Source organism: Brasilonema sennae CENA114 (assembly GCF_006968745.1).
Taxonomy (GTDB): domain Bacteria; phylum Cyanobacteriota; class Cyanobacteriia; order Cyanobacteriales; family Nostocaceae; genus Brasilonema; species Brasilonema sennae.
This window is the reverse complement of sequence record NZ_CP030119.1, coordinates 60867-77762: the sequence shown is the minus strand read 5'-3', so window position 1 is coordinate 77762 and position 16896 is coordinate 60867. Positions and strand designations below refer to the sequence as shown.

The window sequence follows — 16896 nt, the reverse complement described above, 5'->3', positions numbered from 1 at the left end:
TTTTATAACTCCTCTCACTAAACCCATACAGTGTTTGGGCAAGAAGGTTTATTGAGTTTTTCTCACAGTCATCACTGGTTTTAGTTCATTCAATTATTATAAGTAGTGAATTATACAAAATTTGGATTTGACAAATGAAGTTTGCTAACAGTGGGATGAGCATACTGCAAAAGTGTTTTAGAAATACCAGTTGACAAGTAATAGGTTAACTTTATGAGAGTACTGTTAGTCGAGGATGAACCAGATTTGGGTACCGCTATCAAGCGAACTTTACACCAAGAAAAGTACTTGGTTGACTGGGTTATGGATGGTACTGAGGCATGGGCATATCTAGAAAATAGATGGACACAATATACGCTAGCTATTTTCGATTGGATGTTGCCAGGAATGTCAGGATTGGAGTTGTGCAAAAGGTTACGTAGCAACAAAAATCCTCTGCCCGTGCTGATACTTACAGCTAAAGACAGTATGGCAGATAAAGTGGCTGGGCTAGATGCAGGAGCTGATGACTACTTGGTGAAGCCATTTAGCATGGCAGAATTACTAGCGCGGTTACGTGCTCTGCAACGTCGTTCTCCTCATTTTCAATCCCCAGAACTGATAGTTGGCAATCTAACTCTAGATTATGGTAATAGTGCGGTTGTGTTTCAGAATGCTACGAGGGAAAAACAAGTCATTCCCCTAACTAATAAAGAATTCCAGCTCCTAGAGTATTTTATGAAGCACCCGAACCAAATTGTTACCACAGAACAGATTCGCAATCAGCTTTGGGAGGTGAGTGCAGAACCTGCTAGCAATGTAGTGGCAGCTCAAATGCGTTTGCTGCGTCGTAAGCTAGCGTCGAGTGGCTGTGAAAACCCCATTGAAACTTTGCATGGCATGGGATATCGTTTGAAACTTACCAATGAACCAAAATAAACTGTTTAAGCTGACTCGTATTCGTCTGGCTTCGTGGTATGCACTCGTCATGGCTCTTATCTTAGGTTTGTGCGGATTTGGCGTTTACCAAGCGGTGTCCCATGCTCATCGGATAACCTTAGATCGAGAAATAGAATCAGTTGCAGGAACCCTGCATGACAGTGTTGAACTAAAACTACAGCAACCTGGACACTTGGAACCAGTTTTAAAGCAGCTACTACCAAATATCTGCACAGTTGGAGACAGGTGTATTCAAGAGCAATCTTTCAAACGCCATACTCTCACCGCTATTAACCAAGGTTATTATTATGTTCGCTTTTTCGATAATTCCGGACGCTTGACTGCTATCGCTGGTTTTCATCCACAAGAACTATCCCCAGTTTTTAAGAAGGAACTTTGGCAAACTGTTAAAGACAGCAAAGGCAAGTTTTTCCACCAAATATCCTTTAGGCTACACACCGAAGATAATCGTGATTGGGGGTATATGCAAGTGGGGCGAAGTCTGGAAGACTTCAATAGTTATTTAGATGGTGTGAAATTGATTTTAGCATTGGGATTGCCAGTGGCAATGGGTCTAGTTGGTCTTGCTAGTTGGTGGTTAGCAGGATTAGCGATGCAACCGATTTACCAATCCTACAGACAAATTCAACAATTTACAGCAGATGCAGCACACGAGTTACGAACACCTTTAGCTGCAACACAGGCGACGGTGGAGTCAACGCTTTTAATGCCGCAACTGGATGAAACAGAAACGCGGGATATTCTGCAAACTATACAGCGTCAGAATCAGCGACTCACGACTTTAGTGACAGATTTGCTGCTTTTAGCTCGCTTGGATCGACAACCTATGCCGATGCGACGCGAGCTTTGTTGCCTTAATGATGTTGTTGACGATTTAGTAGAAGAGTTTGCAGCGATGGCTACTTCAGTCGAGGTGAAGCTGACATCCTTTATAAAGGTGCATCAACCTTTGAATATTGTAGGCAATCCTGAGCAGCTTTATCGTTTGATTTCTAACTTAATTATCAATGCAATTCAATATACACCTCAAGGAGGAGAGGTCACAGTTATTTTAGACCGCAATGAGCATTATGCTGTGATTCAGGTTCAAGATACAGGCATTGGCATTCCACAACATGAACTGTCTCGGATTTTTGACCGTTTCTATCGGGTGAGTGGCGATCGCTCACGTAGCACTGGTGGTTCTGGATTAGGGTTGGCGATCGCGCAGGCTATTGTTCAGGCACACCACGGCAGCTTGAATGTGCAAACTGAATTAGGTAAAAGTAGTACTTTTACTATTCAATTGCCCTTCGATGTCACGGTGTTTAATGGCGTTCGTTCTATTTACGGATTTAAAGGGCTGTATCGTCGTTTACGTAAATTCAAGGTCAATTAACCTCTTCTCCCCTTAAGGGTTAATACTCTAGCCCTAGCCCTGTCAAGGTGAGATCAAAACCCTCCCCTAGAACTAAAAATGGCAACCAAAATCGTAAACAACAGTCCAAATGAAATTTATGGCGTCTTTTCATTTCCCCTCTTCATTGTCAATAATTTTGAATTACTGACAATAAAAGACATAACGAGAGACTAGAGGATTGCAAACGCAAAAATAATTCAACGCAAAAATGAGGGTTTCACCTACTTACAGTCACCTTGACAGGGCTATACTCTAGCCCTTGTGAGTGGTCTTTCAACTCAGCACTGAGCACTCGGTACTCAAGACTTTTTATTCCTAATTTGAGTAGCTAAAAAGCTATTTTCTCGTCACCCTTACTTAGAATTTTTATCGCCAATCATATTGACAAATCTTGTTCCTTAGCGGATGAAACAGCCCTGCTTGATATATAGGGGTTTAAAAATGTGTTTTTTAGAAGTCTAAGCTTCTGAAGCCATCTTATAGCAGGACTTCAGAGGCTTTTCGATGGGGTAGTTGTCGAGGGCTTGTTTGACGGTAGCATTAACCTTATCAACCCTTCGCTAATGTACCCGTTGCTACTTAGATGGAAGTAGCAACAAGCGCTCTAATACACCAAATTCCCAGTACCGCGCAGCTGACGCAAAGAATTTATACAATACGGGCAGTCGCAGGTAAATAACCGCATCGCAGTATTACTTTCCTCTTCAGTAAAGTTCAGCATGGCGACGTTCTGATCTGATTTGTTTGTAGTAAGAGTTGTTGAACGTACGGGCGGGGCATTCGGATTTCTTTCAGAATCTTTAATGCATACAGGAGTTTTGAAACTAGCGTGGGGATGTGTTATGCAGGTACGACCATCGCTGGTATGCGTTAATCGCTGAGTCATAGCAGCGTGGGCGGGATTGATGACTCCCAGCGTAGACATCAGTGATACAAAAATGGAGGAACTAGAAAGCAAATTCAGTATAAGTTTTCTGTTCATAGGTTTCCTTGAAGAACGTGCTTGAGCGTTCAGGTTATTCCATTGACTGTCAGAAGGTCAAGTGATTTTTTTCCTGAAATAATCTAGTTTGACAATACGCATCACAACTTTGTTTCCGTCTGCACTGATTTGTGTTAAAAATAAGGGTGAGCAAAGCTTGCCCACCCTATCAATAAGCCTGTTCAAAACAGGTTTGACAATGTTGAATTTTGCATTGCTTACTGCTGAATCTGCTGAAGGAAGGCTTGTGTTTGCTGATACCCTTGAGTATTTCCTTGTTGTTGAAACAAGCTTGCAGCCTGCTTTAAATCAGCAACAGCGCTCTTGTTGTCTCCCAAAGCATACTGAGCAAGTCCCCGGTTACCATAAGCATCAGCTAGATTGGGATTTCTATTGAGGGCAGAGTTAAAATTTACAACAGCTTGCTTATGATTTCCCTGTTTAAAATTGGCAAGTCCCAGATTGTAGTAGCCATCTGGTGAAGTTGGATCAATTTTTATTGTCTGAGTGAAGTCGGCGATCGCTTTTTGGAAATCTCCCAGTTGAGCATAAGCAGTTCCCCGACCTCTGTAAGCATCCGCATGGTTGGGATTTAGCCGCAACGTCGAGTTAAAATCGCTCAGCGCTGCTTTCAAGTTTCCTAAATGAAATTCTGCTAGCCCCCGCAGGCAATAACCTTCATAATATCTAGGATTCAACTGTACTACAGAGTTGAAATCCTCAATAGCTCCGTTGAAGTTGCCTTGATTTAACTTTTGCACTCCTTGGCTATAGTATCCCTGAAAATTCGTTTGCTGGGTGCGACTTTGTGGTACTTGTGCAGAGATAGCAGCAGGCAATCCACCTACTACACTCGTTATTCCCAGGATTGCGATTGTTTTATGAATGTAGTTCATGGCTTGACTTTCTCTGTGCTAGAAATACGAGGTAGATTTGCACAGAAGTATTCCCGATTACGATTATTGTATACGAGTCAAACAAATTAAGGGACAAGATGCAACCAACCCAAAAGACTTTGTAATAGTAACCAAGTATTTAAGCAGACGATGACAATTGCAACTCCCCAGGCTAAAAATTTGAGCCATAGCGGATTCACAAACTCACCCATGAAGCGGTGGTTGCTCGTAAACATCACCAATGGAATCACTGCAAACGCTAACTGTAAACTGAGAATAACTTGACTAAGAACTATTAAGCTGCTTGTACTATTTTCTCCGAATATAATAATTGTCATCAACGCTGGAATAATAGCAAGTAAACGGGTTACTAAACGGCGTAACCAGGAAGGAAGACGAAATTGCAAAAATCCTTCCATGACAATCTGCCCAGCCAAAGTAGCAGTCAGCGTTGAACTTTGTCCAGAAGCAAGTAAAGCAATACCAAATATAGCACTAGCTGCACTCACTCCTAACAATGGGGAAAGCAGTTTGTAAGCTTCTTGAATTTCTGCCACATTCTGATTTCCAGAATCATGAAACGTGGCTGCAGAAACAATTAAAATTGCTGAATTAATAAACAGTGCTAACGATAAAGCTACTGTTGAATCAATCGTACCAAATTTAATCGCTTCCCACCGTTTTTCAGTTGTTGGTTGCCAATCGCGTGTTTGTACAATTGAGGAGTGTAAATATAAGTTATGAGGCATGACTGTTGCCCCTAAAATACCGATTGCAATATAGAGCATTTCTGGGTTCTGTAAAATCTCTCGCTTGGGTAGATATCCAAACAGTATTCCCCCAAAATCAGGTCGAGAAAAAATAGTTTCTGCTGTGAAACAGATGCCTACAGTTGCTATCAGCATAATTACCAAAGCTTCTACATAACGAAAGCCTTTTCCTTGCAGAAATAACAATACAAGTACATCTAGGGCAGTGATACAGACTCCCCAAACTAAGGGAATACCAAACAAAAGTTGCAGTGCGATGGCACTTCCAAGTAGTTCCGCTAAGTCACACGCAGCAATAGCAATCTCACACAGAACCCATAAACAAAAGCTGATTCGTGGACTGAAATAGTCCCGACAAGCCTGCGCCAAATCTCGCCCTGTCGCAACACCTAAACGCACGCACAGCGATTGCAGTAATATCGCCATGAGGTTCGACAACAAGATGACTGTCAACAAAGTGTAACCAAATTTAGACCCCCCAGCGATGTCAGTCGCCCAGTTACCTGGGTCCATATAGCCAACTGACACCAAATACCCTGGTCCTCCATAGGCAAGCATTTTGCGCCAAAAGCTGTTGCTTGAAGGAATTTTGATACTGCGGTGAACCTCGCTAAGACTGGGTCTGTGTTTTTCTTGCGTCATGAGTTTCTCGGTTGAAGTCTTTCATATTTTTCTCATAATCTCAGAAAATCTGAAAGAAAGATCAACCTCTAGGCGCATACATTATGCTACGAGCCTAGTTAGATTGATTGAGTATATTTATTATCATATTTGTACTTAGAGTCTAAAAAAAGAATTTTGGCACCAATACCTCTCTCAAACTATCTTTTGACAATGGTTCACCCCATAAAGTTGAGGTGGAACTAACTCCTCTAAGCGGATTATCGCGTCAGTTTACACCAGTGAAAGTGGCACAGTCAGTTGAAGTAGAGGGGATTGCACCACCAATGTCTGTCCGGTTGCTTGGTTTATTCTACTTTACTGCTTTTGTGGGCATTGGTATGGTGATTGGATTGCTGATACAGTCGAAGCTCAAACCACAAGCAAGGGTATCTTAGAAGCAGACTTTCATCGGTTTGAGTTTAATAACGGGGTAACTGTTAAAGGCAATTGAACGATGAAGGTGCTACCTTTACCAACTTCGCTTTGCACATGAAGGCTACCTCCATGTGCTTGAACAATAGCAGTCGCGATCGCCAGTCCTAATCCTGATCCACCAGTGGTACGTGAGCGATCGCTATTCACCCGATAAAAGCGATTAAAAATCCGCTTTTGCTCACCAAGTGCAATGCCAATGCCTGTGTCTTGAACTTCAATTACAGCATGACCGTTGTTGCGTTTGAGAATGACAGTGACATAACCACCGGCTCTGGTGTATTTAATAGCATTAGCAATTAAATTAGAAAGCAGACGTAAAAGTTGGTCTTCATCCCCCATCACATACAACGGTTGATGGCATAGAACTGAAGATGTTAATTGTAAAGAAGCTGCACTTGCTAACGCGGAAAACTCTTCTATAAGGTCATTAATCAAAATGTTGAGACAGCAAGGTTCCCATTGTGTTGTCAGCTCTTGCTGATCCAATCGAGACAGTAGCAGTAAATCACCAACCAGTTCAGCGAGTCGGTAATTCTGACGTTGAATAGATGCCAGGGTATCTCGCGCTTCTGCAAGAGACAAATGCTCCGTATCAAGTACAGTTTCTACTGTTGCATTAATTGCTGTTAGAGGAGTACGCAATTCATGGGAAGCATCAGACGTAAACTGTTGCATTTGTTTGTATGATCTGTCAATTCGTCGCATCGCCAACCCCGCCAGCCACCAACTAGAACCACCAACGAGGAGTACTGTAATGGGCAATCCCAACGCCAAGACCAGTTTTAAAGCAGCGAGACGATTATCAAGCTCTTTAAGAGAGCGCCCCACCTGTATATAGCCCCAAACCTGATTATCTTGAGTATGCAACGGCAGAGACTTTTGATTATAACGATTGCCTTGCGGGTCTTTGACTGTTTGCCACACTTTTGTTTGCACAGTTGGTGGTAATTTGTCAGGCAGGAAACCAACCACAGCAATTAACCGTCCCGAACTATCGATAAAACGTATGTAATATTGCTTATCTCTGTGGATAGTACTAATAATGTCATCTTCAGCAAGGGTGCGTTGTTTGTGCCCAAAGATTGTTTGGGTAGGACAACCGGACTCAATTACACAAGTATTGAGTAAAACTTGCTGAAAGATCGGCTCTATGCGACCGGGTTGTTTCAAATTCGGTTCAATGACATTATGCAGTGTGCCTGTCACAGACTCTAGTTCCCGTTTGATGGAAACTAAATAAGCATCAACAATTACCTCATAAACGACGAAACCGCATAGAGTCAAAATCAGACCCATAACGACTGCATACCACAGAGCGAGCCAGGTGCGAGTCTGACGAAACAGTCTAATTTGCATCGCTGGAATTGAAACGATAGCCCATACTGGGGATAGTTTCGATAAAACCATCACAACCACGTTCTGACAATTTACGTCGCAACAGTCGGATTTGAGCTGCCACCACATTACTAACACGTTCCGCATTCAACGTATAAAGATGGCTCAAAATTTGTTCGCGGCTAAGAATCTGGTTAGGACGTTTCATGAAGTATTCCAGCAGATGAAATTCTTTCTTTGTTAAAGAAATGACCTGACTATCACCATTGGGCTGTTGATAACAAGCCGTACCACTACCATAATCTAAAATAAGGCTACCAACTTGAAGTTGCTGAGGTTGAAACTGGGGCGATCGCCTTTGCAATGCTCGCAGCCGCGCCAGCAGTTCTGCCATCCCAAATGGTTTGACCAAATAATCATCAGCCCCTGCATCCAGTCCAGCCACCTTATCTGCCATACTGTCTTTAGCTGTAAGCATCAGTACAGGCAAGGGGTTACCACGAAGCCGTAATCGCTTGCAGAGTTCTAAACCCGATATTCCTGGCAGCAACCAATCAAAGATTGCCAGTGTATATTGCGTCCATTGGTTTTCCAGGCAAATCCAAGCTTCAGTGCCGTCTAAAATCCAGTCAACAATATATTTTTCTTTGCTCAATTTTCGTTGAATCGATGCGCCTAGATCTGGCTCATCTTCAACTAGCAGAACTTTCATAACGAGCAGATATACCTTTAAAGTTTGTTCATCAATAAACTCTAAGCGTAGTCACACTAATACATAGGTCTGTATTAATGCCAACGATAAGAGCAGAAATTTTGTATAACTTATCATCAGCAGTCGTTGCTGCTGTTTCTTACGTTGTTCATTTCAAGAGTTAGCATAGTTCCAGAAGTAACTGGAATGACACTATCGTTTAATAGTTTGACAAACTGGAATGAAATTCGGATGAAATTTTATACTGTTGAAGCAGATTTTTGCAAAAATGGCGGACTACTAGCTTTGGAAAGGTCTGCGGAAGCGCTTCTCCAGTCTATCCCAGTGCATAATCACTGTACTTCCTCTCTGTTGTTGTTGCTCCGCCCACATTGATAACCAGTCAAGGCAAGAGTGGTCAATATAAGCCAAATTCTCAAGGTGAACATACAACTCGGTATCTGCTGGCATTTGCTCTAGAACAGAAGCCATCTTTGGCAGCCGAATAAATGTTGCAGTTCCTTCTATGTGGATATCAATTTTGCAATTTTTTTCATCCCTCTCAAAGTATATATTTAGGTAGGATATTTTGTAAATTAGCGCTATTGTGGTCAGCACAATGCCAATCAGCACACCCGTAAGCAGATCGGCAGCTACAATTCCAACAAAGGTTGCAAAGAAAATGACTACAGGCACACGCCCGTACTGTTTGAGCTTGCGGATGTTCTCTACTTCCACCAACTTGTAGCCTGTAACAACCAGAATTGCAGCGAGGCTGGACATGGGAATCATCTTTAGTAAACCAGGTGCGGCAACTACCAAGACAAGTATCCATACACCATGAAGTATTGCTGACAGTCTTGTTTTAGCCCCTGCTTTGACGTTCACAGAGCTACGGACAATCACTCCTGTCATTGGTAAGACTCCTAGCGCCCCGCAAACCATGTTACCAAAACCTTGTGCAGCTAATTCGCGGTCAAAATCTGTTTTTGAGCCTTGGTGCAGCCGATCCACTGCTGCTGCTGAGAGTAAGCTTTCCGCACTGGCAATGAAGGCAATTGCCGTAGCTGATATCAGTAGCGGTGGATTCATCAGGCGAATCAAGTTGGCAGGCGTTGGGACTTGAATGACTTCGGTTAGATTTGCAGGTACATCAACATAAGGAATTGGTAGATGGAACAAGTTGGCTAGAGTGCTGGCTATTACCACAGCAATCAATGCTCCAGGTATCAGCTTCAAGCTTCGCGGCTTGAATTTATCCCACAGCAGAAGCACGATTAAGGTAGTAACACCAATAGCAGCAGCCATCAAATGGCTAATATTGTCATAGTCAAAAAAAGTATGGTAAAGGGATATGGGAATCGAAATTAGATTTTCAATTCCAGTAGCACGTGGCTTTTCTTTAAGCATCACATGGAATTGGGAAGCGAAAATTAACACGCCAATACCTGCAAGCATTCCATAAATAACTGCTGGAGATATGGCGCGGAATATTTTACCAAACTTAAATACTCCCGCCAGCAACTGTATCAAACCTGCCAGGAGTATAACGGAACCGAGCATTTCGATACCATTATTCTGAACTAGTTCCGCAACAATAACCGCTAGCCCAGCTGCAGGTCCACTGACTTGCAATGCTGAACCAGAAATAGCCCCGACAACTATTCCACCAATTATTCCTGTTACCAAACCACGAGCCGGAGGAACTCCTGAGGCGATCGCAATCCCCATCGACAGTGGAAGAGCAACGAGAAACACAACGAAAGACGCGACTATATCTTTGCTCAAAGAGCGTTTGTATTTAATACCTTCAAACTTTCTCATAACTAAATCTGAGGAAAACTATTTTGTTTACATTCAGTTGTTGCATAAGAGCAAGGGTTGCTATATACGGTTTTTTCAATAACCTAAATAAGCAAGTTAATTACCCATCTCAAAGCCTAGACTTTCGATGTAGTGTGGGTAATTAAGTATCTTTTTTTGACAAATTATCAAAAATTTTTCAAGTGGCGAGTTAACTATTTTTTTGGATTAAATTTTTAGAGAGAATAACCGTTAAGCAAATTATTTACTGATACAGCTAACTGACAATATACTCCCGTAGATTTGCTTGGCGATAACGGAGGTAACTAAGTGCTTGTTGCTCTACATAACGAACTCTTCGCCAGCTAAGATTGAGCTGTTTAGCCACCTGCACCTGTGTGAGTTCATAACCGTCCTCCAAGCCATAGCGTAGAGTTAGGATTTGTTGCTGCTGGGGAGTTAGTTCTGTCAGTGAGGTATGGATATCTTGACACAGGAAATCTTGAATTATGTAGGTTTCAGATGACGCTCCTTGAGCTTCTGTTAAAAAGTTTTGCAATTCGGTGTCCTCGTTATCGCCCACTTGTTTGTCTAGCGAGACAGGTTGACGACTCATCATCAGAAGTTCGTGGATTTGGGCAGGGTTTAATTCCATCTGTTGTGCAATTTCACCCGCACTGGGACTGCGCCCCAATTTCTGAGATAGTTCTGTTTGCACTTTCTTAAGTTTGTTCAACTTTTCGCCAATATGAATTGGAAGTCGAATAGTTCGTCCTTGCTGAGAAATTGCCCGTGTAATTGCCTGACGAATCCACCAGTAGGCATAAGTCGAGAACTTGTAGCCGCGTGTGGGGTCAAACTTCTCTACACCGCGCTGCAAACCTAGCGTTCCCTCCTGAATCAGATCCATAAACTCTAAATTTCGCTCCTGATATCGTTTGGCAATGGAAACCACTAAGCGTAGATTCGCTTCTATCATTTTTTGCTTTGCCCATGTGCCACGCTGAAAAATTCCCTTCAATTGGGCTTCAGTGAGTTGAACGTACTCAGCTAGCTCTTTTTGGGTTGGTTCATAGTTCAGTTGTTTCTTCAGGGCTTCTCTTTTCTTTTGCAACGCCATCATCTGTTGCACCTGCTTGCCATAAAAAATCTCTTCCTTATAGGTTAACAATGGTACACGACCAATTTCTTGCAGATAACTCTGAACTATATCTGTTGTGAATTGAGCATTTGAAGTCTTTGTTTGGGTGTTGGATGTTGACATAGTTGTAGTATTTGTTGTGTCAAAATTTCGGACATAAAAATTATTCATTCATGTTGCGGTAGGTAGCAACGGCTGAAGGAAAACTGCGGTTAAGATAACGAAAAATCCAATACTTAAAAATAGTATCCATTATTACTGGGACAGTAGCAATAAACAGAGAAATAAAACTTTTGTTTTCTGGAAATCCGTAATGCTTTAAAGTACTTTCTAAAATGATTTCCCAACCATAAGGAGAGTGATAACCAACAAATATATCAGTAGATAGAATAATTAAAAAAGCTTTGGCAGAGTCACTTAAACTATAAGTTGTATCGCCAGCAAAAGACTTGAGAATAGATAGTTGTTTTTGTCCTTTGAAAATTAAAACAATAAATGTAATGGCTGTCAGTATATCGGCAAAGATATTTGTCACTGCATTAATACTTTCAGCTTTATATTCTTCTGCTATAGTATTGGCTTTTTCCTTGAGCTTGTTCTGTACAACCTCGGCAGAGAGTTTTGGGATTTTACCAATTCGAGCTTCAAAGTTAAGGACTTGCTCAAATCTTTTCAGTTCAGCCAAGGCTTTTTCTTGTTGAGAAGCGTTTAAAAAAATCTCCACCTTTTCTTGATTCCAAAAATTTTTAACTAGCGGACTGATTACAAAATTTCTAGAAAGCTGATTGACTAAAAGGGGAACTACAATCAGAATTAACAAAAAACGGATGGAGGAAATAGTTTGATAACGAGAAGCGCGAAACTCTTCAATAACTTTAGACTCGGCATTTGGATCTAACGTCTGCTTAAATTTATCTATGGTGCGCAAGATAGATCGGGGAATTATGCTGTTTTTTTTACTTGGTAATCTTGATTTCATCTTAATTTGTCATAGATATTCAAAAGCACAATTCTAGAAATTAGTGACACAACTAGAAAGTGCTAGAGAGCTATAAAAGTCAAGAATTAAGTCTCTAACCTTTATTCTATGGAATCAGAATGAAATTAAGATGAAAAATCAACCGACAAAACAACATTCACTGAGAAGACGGTTGTAATTATTTTGTCGTTTTTATTAAAAACTTAATCAACTAGTTAATTTTCAGAAATTGATCAATAAAAATTGAGAGTATTTTCTCACCTTTAAACAACATTTTCATTTTCTTGAGCAAGAGAACATGGATAATTTGGGTCTCCAGTTTCTATTTGGATTGTGGCGTGTTCAATGCCAAAATTGTCGTGAAGTTCTCGATTTACCCGTGTGAAAAAAGCATCACCGGGATGTCCTGCAGGTATAACCAAGTGAGCCGTGAGTGCTGTTTCGGTGGTACTCATTGCCCAAATATGCAAGTCATGAACACTACTCACACCAGGAAGTTCAGCTAAGTACGTGCGAACTGCAAGCGGTTCAATACCTGCTGGTACAGCATCTGTCACCAAGTTGAGAGATTCTTGGAACAGTTGCCAGGTGCCAGCTACAATTACTACAGTGACAATTAAACTCACAGCAGGATCGAACCACAGCCAGCCAGTGGCAATAATTGCAATGCCAGCCAGAACAACCCCTACTGATACTGCAGCATCTGCAACTAGATGTAGGAATGCGCCTCTAATGTTCAAGTCACTCTTACGCCCTGATAGGAACATCAAAGCACTTATCGTGTTAATAGCGATTCCTATAGCTGCTACTGTAATTACCGTTCCCCCTGCTACTGGAGCGGGTTCACGAAATCGTAGGATTGCTTCCCAGCCAATACCGCCGGAAATAACTAGGAGAAAGGCGGCGTTTAAAAGCGCAGCTAAAATTGAAGAGCGACGCAATCCGTAGGTGCGGCGTGCTGTCGGTTTGCGACGAGCGAGAATGCTTGCTCCCCAAGCGAGTAGCAAACCCAAAACATCACTGAGATTGTGACCTGCATCAGCAAGCAGTGCCAAGGAGTTGGCAATAATACCATAAAATGCCTCAATGATGACAAACCCCGTGTTGAGCGCGACACTGATAATGAAAGCACGGTTGTAATTACTGCCACCGTGGTCGTGTCCGTTACTATGACTGTGATTATGAGCCATGATTACTGCCCTTGAAGCGTTACCAATGGTGAGAAAACTTCTATGCTCTGACAGGTGACAAACTTATCTTTAAGCATATCTTTGACTAAGGAAAAAAATTCAGCAATCGCAATTTCACTATCAATAACTGTCATAACAAGTGGTAGCACACAAGACTCAGTAGATGGATCGAGCTCGTTCATAGTGCGAAAAATACCATGCTTGCCATATCCGGAAATTGCCGGCATCACCGTCATTCCTATTATTCTCTGTTTGCGAGCTATTCCTAATAGAGCTTGGTGAAGGGGTTGATGTTGCCAACTATCAGACTCGCTAACATAGATAGTCAGTTGTTTCCATGCTGTCATAGTTATTTCACTTAATAAATCTGTTATGCAAAGAAATTCCTCACTTACACTGAGAAATAAGGAGGCGGTAAAGGATATGAGATCATCAGCTCTGTAAGATATGATTTTAAAAAACCTCATACAGTGGAACCTTGGGTAACTTCAATATTTTGTGTTGGTGCAGTCTTTTTCGGAACCAGAAACTTACGAAACAGCATGTAGCAAGCCGGAAGCACAAGCAAAGTTAAAGCAGTTGAGGTAAACAAACCACCTAACACCACAATAGCTAGTGGCTGAAGGATTTCTTTTCCAGCTCCACTACCAATGACCAATGGCACCATACCAAGAGCAGATGCTAGCGCTGTCATCAAAATTGCAACTAAGCGTTCCATCGACCCTTCCATTAAAACTTCTCGTAAAGGTTGTCCCTCTGCCAACCTAGCATTGTAGTTCTCAACCAACAATAGTCCGTTACGTGCTGCAACGCCAAAGAGAGTAATAAATCCTACCATCGAAGCAACGGAGATAATACCGCCAGTCAAGGCAACAGAAATTACACCACCGATTAATGCTAAGGGTAGATTCACCAAAATCATGATGGTTGCAGGAATTGACTTGACGGCAAAGTAAAGCAAAACTGCAATAGCAACAAACGCTAATCCCCCAGCCCAAATTAAAGTTTTCGTGGCTCCCTCTTGCGCTTCAAATTGACCACCGTATTCAATAAAATATCCAGGGGGAAGTTGCACCTCTTGCTTAACCTTGTCCCGAATATCCTTAATTACAGAACCCAAATCTCGCCCAGCCACATTACTAGATACAACAATATACCGAGAGACATTTTCGCGGTTGATGGTATTGGGACCAGTACCGTAGTCAATTTTTGCGACTTGAGCTAAGGGAATTTTCTGAGCGTTGGGTATATCAACTAATAAATCACGGATGATTTCTATATTGTTACGGTAGCTTTCTTGCAACCAAACAATCATGTTGAAGGTTTGTTGCTGGTCTAAGACTTGAGAAACGGCTTTTCCATTGAGAGCCGTTTCAATCGTTTCTGATAGTTCCCCGATGGTCAGACCATATCGAGCAGCAGCATCCCGGTCAAACTGAATTTGCACCTGTTTCATTGGTACTTGTGGTTCTAATTGCAAGTCTGCTAGACCTTGAACTTTACCCATAGCTGATTGCACTTGTTTGCCAAGGGTACGGAGTTGTTCCAAGTCGAGACCAAAGATTTTCACAGCTATAGCACTTCTTACCCCGGACAGTACTTCATCCATGCGGTGAGAAATAAAACCACCAATATTAGGTACTACGCCGGGAATTTTCTCAAATTCCGAGCGAATCATTTCAATAGTCTTGTCCCTATCTTTTGCCCCCTCTTCACTCAATTGCACATCCAGTTCTCCAGAGTTGACACCAGCCACTTCAGTATCGCCTTGAGCGCGTCCAGAGCGGAATTGAACAGCCTCAATCCGAGGATCTTTTTTGAGAGTTTCTTCTATCGCTAACCCCACTTGATTGGTTGCATCTAGAGATTGACCAGGCATAAGAATAGTAGCAATCACCAGGGCGCGGTCTTGAAACTCTGGTAAAAAAACTTGTCCTAAACCAAGTAGAATTACTATTGAAGCGACAATCCCAGCCATCGCTGTTGCCAAAACAATCTTGGGGCGACGCATAGAAAATTTCAAAGCTGGACGGTAAAGCCGATGAGCTTGTCTTTCTACCCAAGTTTCTGTACTGGGTAACCTTGTATTCACCAACAGTAGGGCGCACATTGCTGGGGTTAACGTCAGCGCTACCAAGGTGGAAGCAGCAATTGACAGCAGATACGCTAAACCCATTGGTGTAAAAATTCGACCTTCCACACCAGAGAGGGCGAAAATCGGTGCGAAGACGACGGCAATAATAATTGTGGCAAAGAGAACGCTAACACGCACTTCCACTGAACCATTGAAAACAACTTGCAACGGTGGGACAGGATTTCCAGCGAGTTGGTTTTCCCGTAAGCGGCGGTAGACGTTTTCCATATCAACAATTGCATCATCCACCACCGAACCAATGGCTACCACTAGTCCGCCCAAAGTCATGGTGTTAATGCCTTGTCCTGTCCAGTTGAGAATCATCATCCCTAGCAACAAGGACACGGGTAGGGCGCTTAAACTAATAACTACCGTGCGCCAATTCATCAAAAACAGAATCAAGATGACGGAAACGATGATAGTGCCATCGCGCAAGGCTTCTTCAACATTCTTAATAGACGCTTCAATAAAATCTTCTTGGCGAAAGGTAGTTGTAATTTTGACATCTTTTGGCAGACCAGCTTTAATTTCCTCCATTGCTGCCTCAGCAGCTTTTGTGACTGATGGTGTATCCGCAGTTGGTTGTTTGTTGATGGTCAAAATCACTGCTTTTTTACCCGCCGCACTGCCATCACCGCGTTTGAGTGCTGCACCAATTTGTACATCAGCCACTTGCTCTAGAAGCACTGGCGTGCCATTTTTGGCTTTAATAACTGATTTTTTTAGCTGCTCAATAGATTGAATCCGCCCTACTCCTCGAACCAAAGTCTCTTGGTCAGGAGTTATTAAAAATCCTCCTGGCGCATTGGCGTTGGCGGCAGCTGCGGCTTTGGTAACATCATCAAGAGTAACATTAAACGCTCTTAGCTTCGCTGGATTAACCAGCACTTGATACTGACGCTCATCCCCACCAAATATGACAATATTACTGACACCACGGACAGCCAGCAGGCGGTTTTTTACCTGCCAGTTGACAATGCGCCATACATCCATTAACGGAGTGGTTTCGGAGGTGAAGGCGTATTTGACAGTCCATCCTAAAGCAGAACTAACGGGAAGAATTTCTGAATCTTCTACCCCTTGCGGTAGCAGGCTGCGTGCTTGTTGCAACCGTTCCGTCACCAATTGACGGGCGCGATAAATGTCCGTATCCCAACTGAAGGTGGCTCTCACAGCAGAAAGACCTACAGCTGAAGAGGAGCGTAACGCTTCAAGTCCGGGAGTTCCGTTTATTGCACTTTCTATGGGACGAGTCACCAACGACTCCACTTCTTCTGGTGCAAGTCCTGGGGCTTCAGTCATAATTTCGACTTGCGGCGGAGAAAAGCTGGGAAACACATCCAAAGGCATTTGAGTTAGGACGCGAAAGCCCCACAAGCTAATTAAAATTGAGGCGAGAACCACCAGCCAACGTTGGGTAATAGACCATTTAACTATGGAATTAAGCATATATTGATTTTTAAATAGGTAGAGTCACAAGGGATTTAGAGGATAAAATAAAATCAATAATCTTCAAAACTTACTTCTCCTCCTTTTGCC

Annotated in this window: 14 protein-coding genes; 3 read left to right on the top strand and 11 right to left on the bottom strand. The window is 42.4% G+C overall.

Going from position 1 to position 16896, the window contains the following annotated elements:
* The first annotated feature begins 213 nt into the window (after positions 1–213).
* Positions 214–918 (top strand): two-component system response regulator RppA, encoded by a 705-nt coding sequence (gene rppA / locus DP114_RS32750; RefSeq protein WP_169263256.1) that lies wholly within the window; start codon positions 214–216, stop codon positions 916–918.
* Positions 905–2317: a two-component system sensor histidine kinase RppB gene (gene rppB / locus DP114_RS32745; RefSeq protein ID WP_169263255.1), complete on the top strand. Its 1413-nt coding sequence runs from the start codon at positions 905–907 to the stop codon at positions 2315–2317. Before rppA (DP114_RS32750) ends, rppB (DP114_RS32745) begins: the two co-directional genes overlap by 14 nt.
* A 625-nt stretch (positions 2318–2942) precedes the next feature.
* Here the strand turns inward: rppB (DP114_RS32745) and DP114_RS32740 are convergent.
* The 3 genes from DP114_RS32740 to DP114_RS32730 form a co-directional block, all read right to left on the bottom strand.
* On the bottom strand, positions 2943–3320 hold the full coding sequence (locus tag DP114_RS32740; RefSeq protein WP_169263254.1) for a hypothetical protein: 378 nt from the start codon (positions 3318–3320) through the stop codon (positions 2943–2945).
* A 218-nt stretch (positions 3321–3538) separates the two neighbouring features.
* Positions 3539–4216, bottom strand: a complete 678-nt coding sequence (locus DP114_RS32735; RefSeq protein ID WP_169263253.1) for a tetratricopeptide repeat protein — start codon at positions 4214–4216, stop codon at positions 3539–3541.
* A gap of 86 nt (positions 4217–4302) precedes the next feature.
* Positions 4303–5628 (bottom strand): Nramp family divalent metal transporter, encoded by a 1326-nt coding sequence (locus tag DP114_RS32730; protein ID WP_169263252.1) that lies wholly within the window; start codon positions 5626–5628, stop codon positions 4303–4305.
* Positions 5629–5843: 215 nt separating this feature from the next.
* Between DP114_RS32730 and DP114_RS32725 the strand changes: the two genes are divergently transcribed.
* On the top strand, positions 5844–6044 hold the full coding sequence (locus tag DP114_RS32725) for a hypothetical protein (RefSeq protein ID WP_318284558.1): 201 nt from the start codon (positions 5844–5846) through the stop codon (positions 6042–6044).
* 10 nt (positions 6045–6054) lie between these two features.
* Here the strand turns inward: DP114_RS32725 and rppB (DP114_RS32720) are convergent, their stop codons facing one another.
* From rppB (DP114_RS32720) to DP114_RS32685, 8 genes are all read right to left on the bottom strand, one after another.
* The gene (gene rppB / locus DP114_RS32720; protein WP_169263251.1) at positions 6055–7440 is read right to left on the bottom strand and encodes a two-component system sensor histidine kinase RppB; all 1386 of its coding nucleotides are present in this window, start codon (positions 7438–7440) and stop codon (positions 6055–6057) included.
* Complete coding sequence (gene rppA / locus DP114_RS32715; protein WP_171978375.1) at positions 7430–8131, bottom strand: two-component system response regulator RppA; 702 nt, start codon at positions 8129–8131, stop codon at positions 7430–7432. The genes rppB (DP114_RS32720) and rppA (DP114_RS32715) overlap by 11 nt, the downstream gene beginning before the upstream one ends.
* A gap of 279 nt (positions 8132–8410) precedes the next feature.
* Entirely contained in the window at positions 8411–9934 is a 1524-nt protein-coding gene (locus tag DP114_RS32710; RefSeq protein WP_169263249.1) for a SulP family inorganic anion transporter, read from the bottom strand.
* A gap of 256 nt (positions 9935–10190) precedes the next feature.
* The gene (locus DP114_RS32705) at positions 10191–11177 is read right to left on the bottom strand and encodes an RNA polymerase sigma factor, RpoD/SigA family (RefSeq protein ID WP_169263248.1); all 987 of its coding nucleotides are present in this window, start codon (positions 11175–11177) and stop codon (positions 10191–10193) included.
* A 40-nt stretch (positions 11178–11217) separates the two neighbouring features.
* The gene (locus DP114_RS32700; RefSeq protein ID WP_169263247.1) at positions 11218–12033 is read right to left on the bottom strand and encodes a CemA family protein; all 816 of its coding nucleotides are present in this window, start codon (positions 12031–12033) and stop codon (positions 11218–11220) included.
* A 263-nt stretch (positions 12034–12296) separates the two neighbouring features.
* Complete coding sequence (locus DP114_RS32695; protein WP_169263246.1) at positions 12297–13223, bottom strand: cation diffusion facilitator family transporter; 927 nt, start codon at positions 13221–13223, stop codon at positions 12297–12299.
* 2 nt (positions 13224–13225) lie between these two features.
* Positions 13226–13570 (bottom strand): DUF190 domain-containing protein, encoded by a 345-nt coding sequence (locus tag DP114_RS32690; RefSeq protein ID WP_169263245.1) that lies wholly within the window; start codon positions 13568–13570, stop codon positions 13226–13228.
* Between the two features lie 116 nt (positions 13571–13686).
* Positions 13687–16806, bottom strand: coding sequence for an efflux RND transporter permease subunit (locus DP114_RS32685; protein ID WP_169263244.1), 3120 nt, complete (start codon positions 16804–16806; stop codon positions 13687–13689).
* Positions 16807–16896 lie beyond the last annotated feature (90 nt).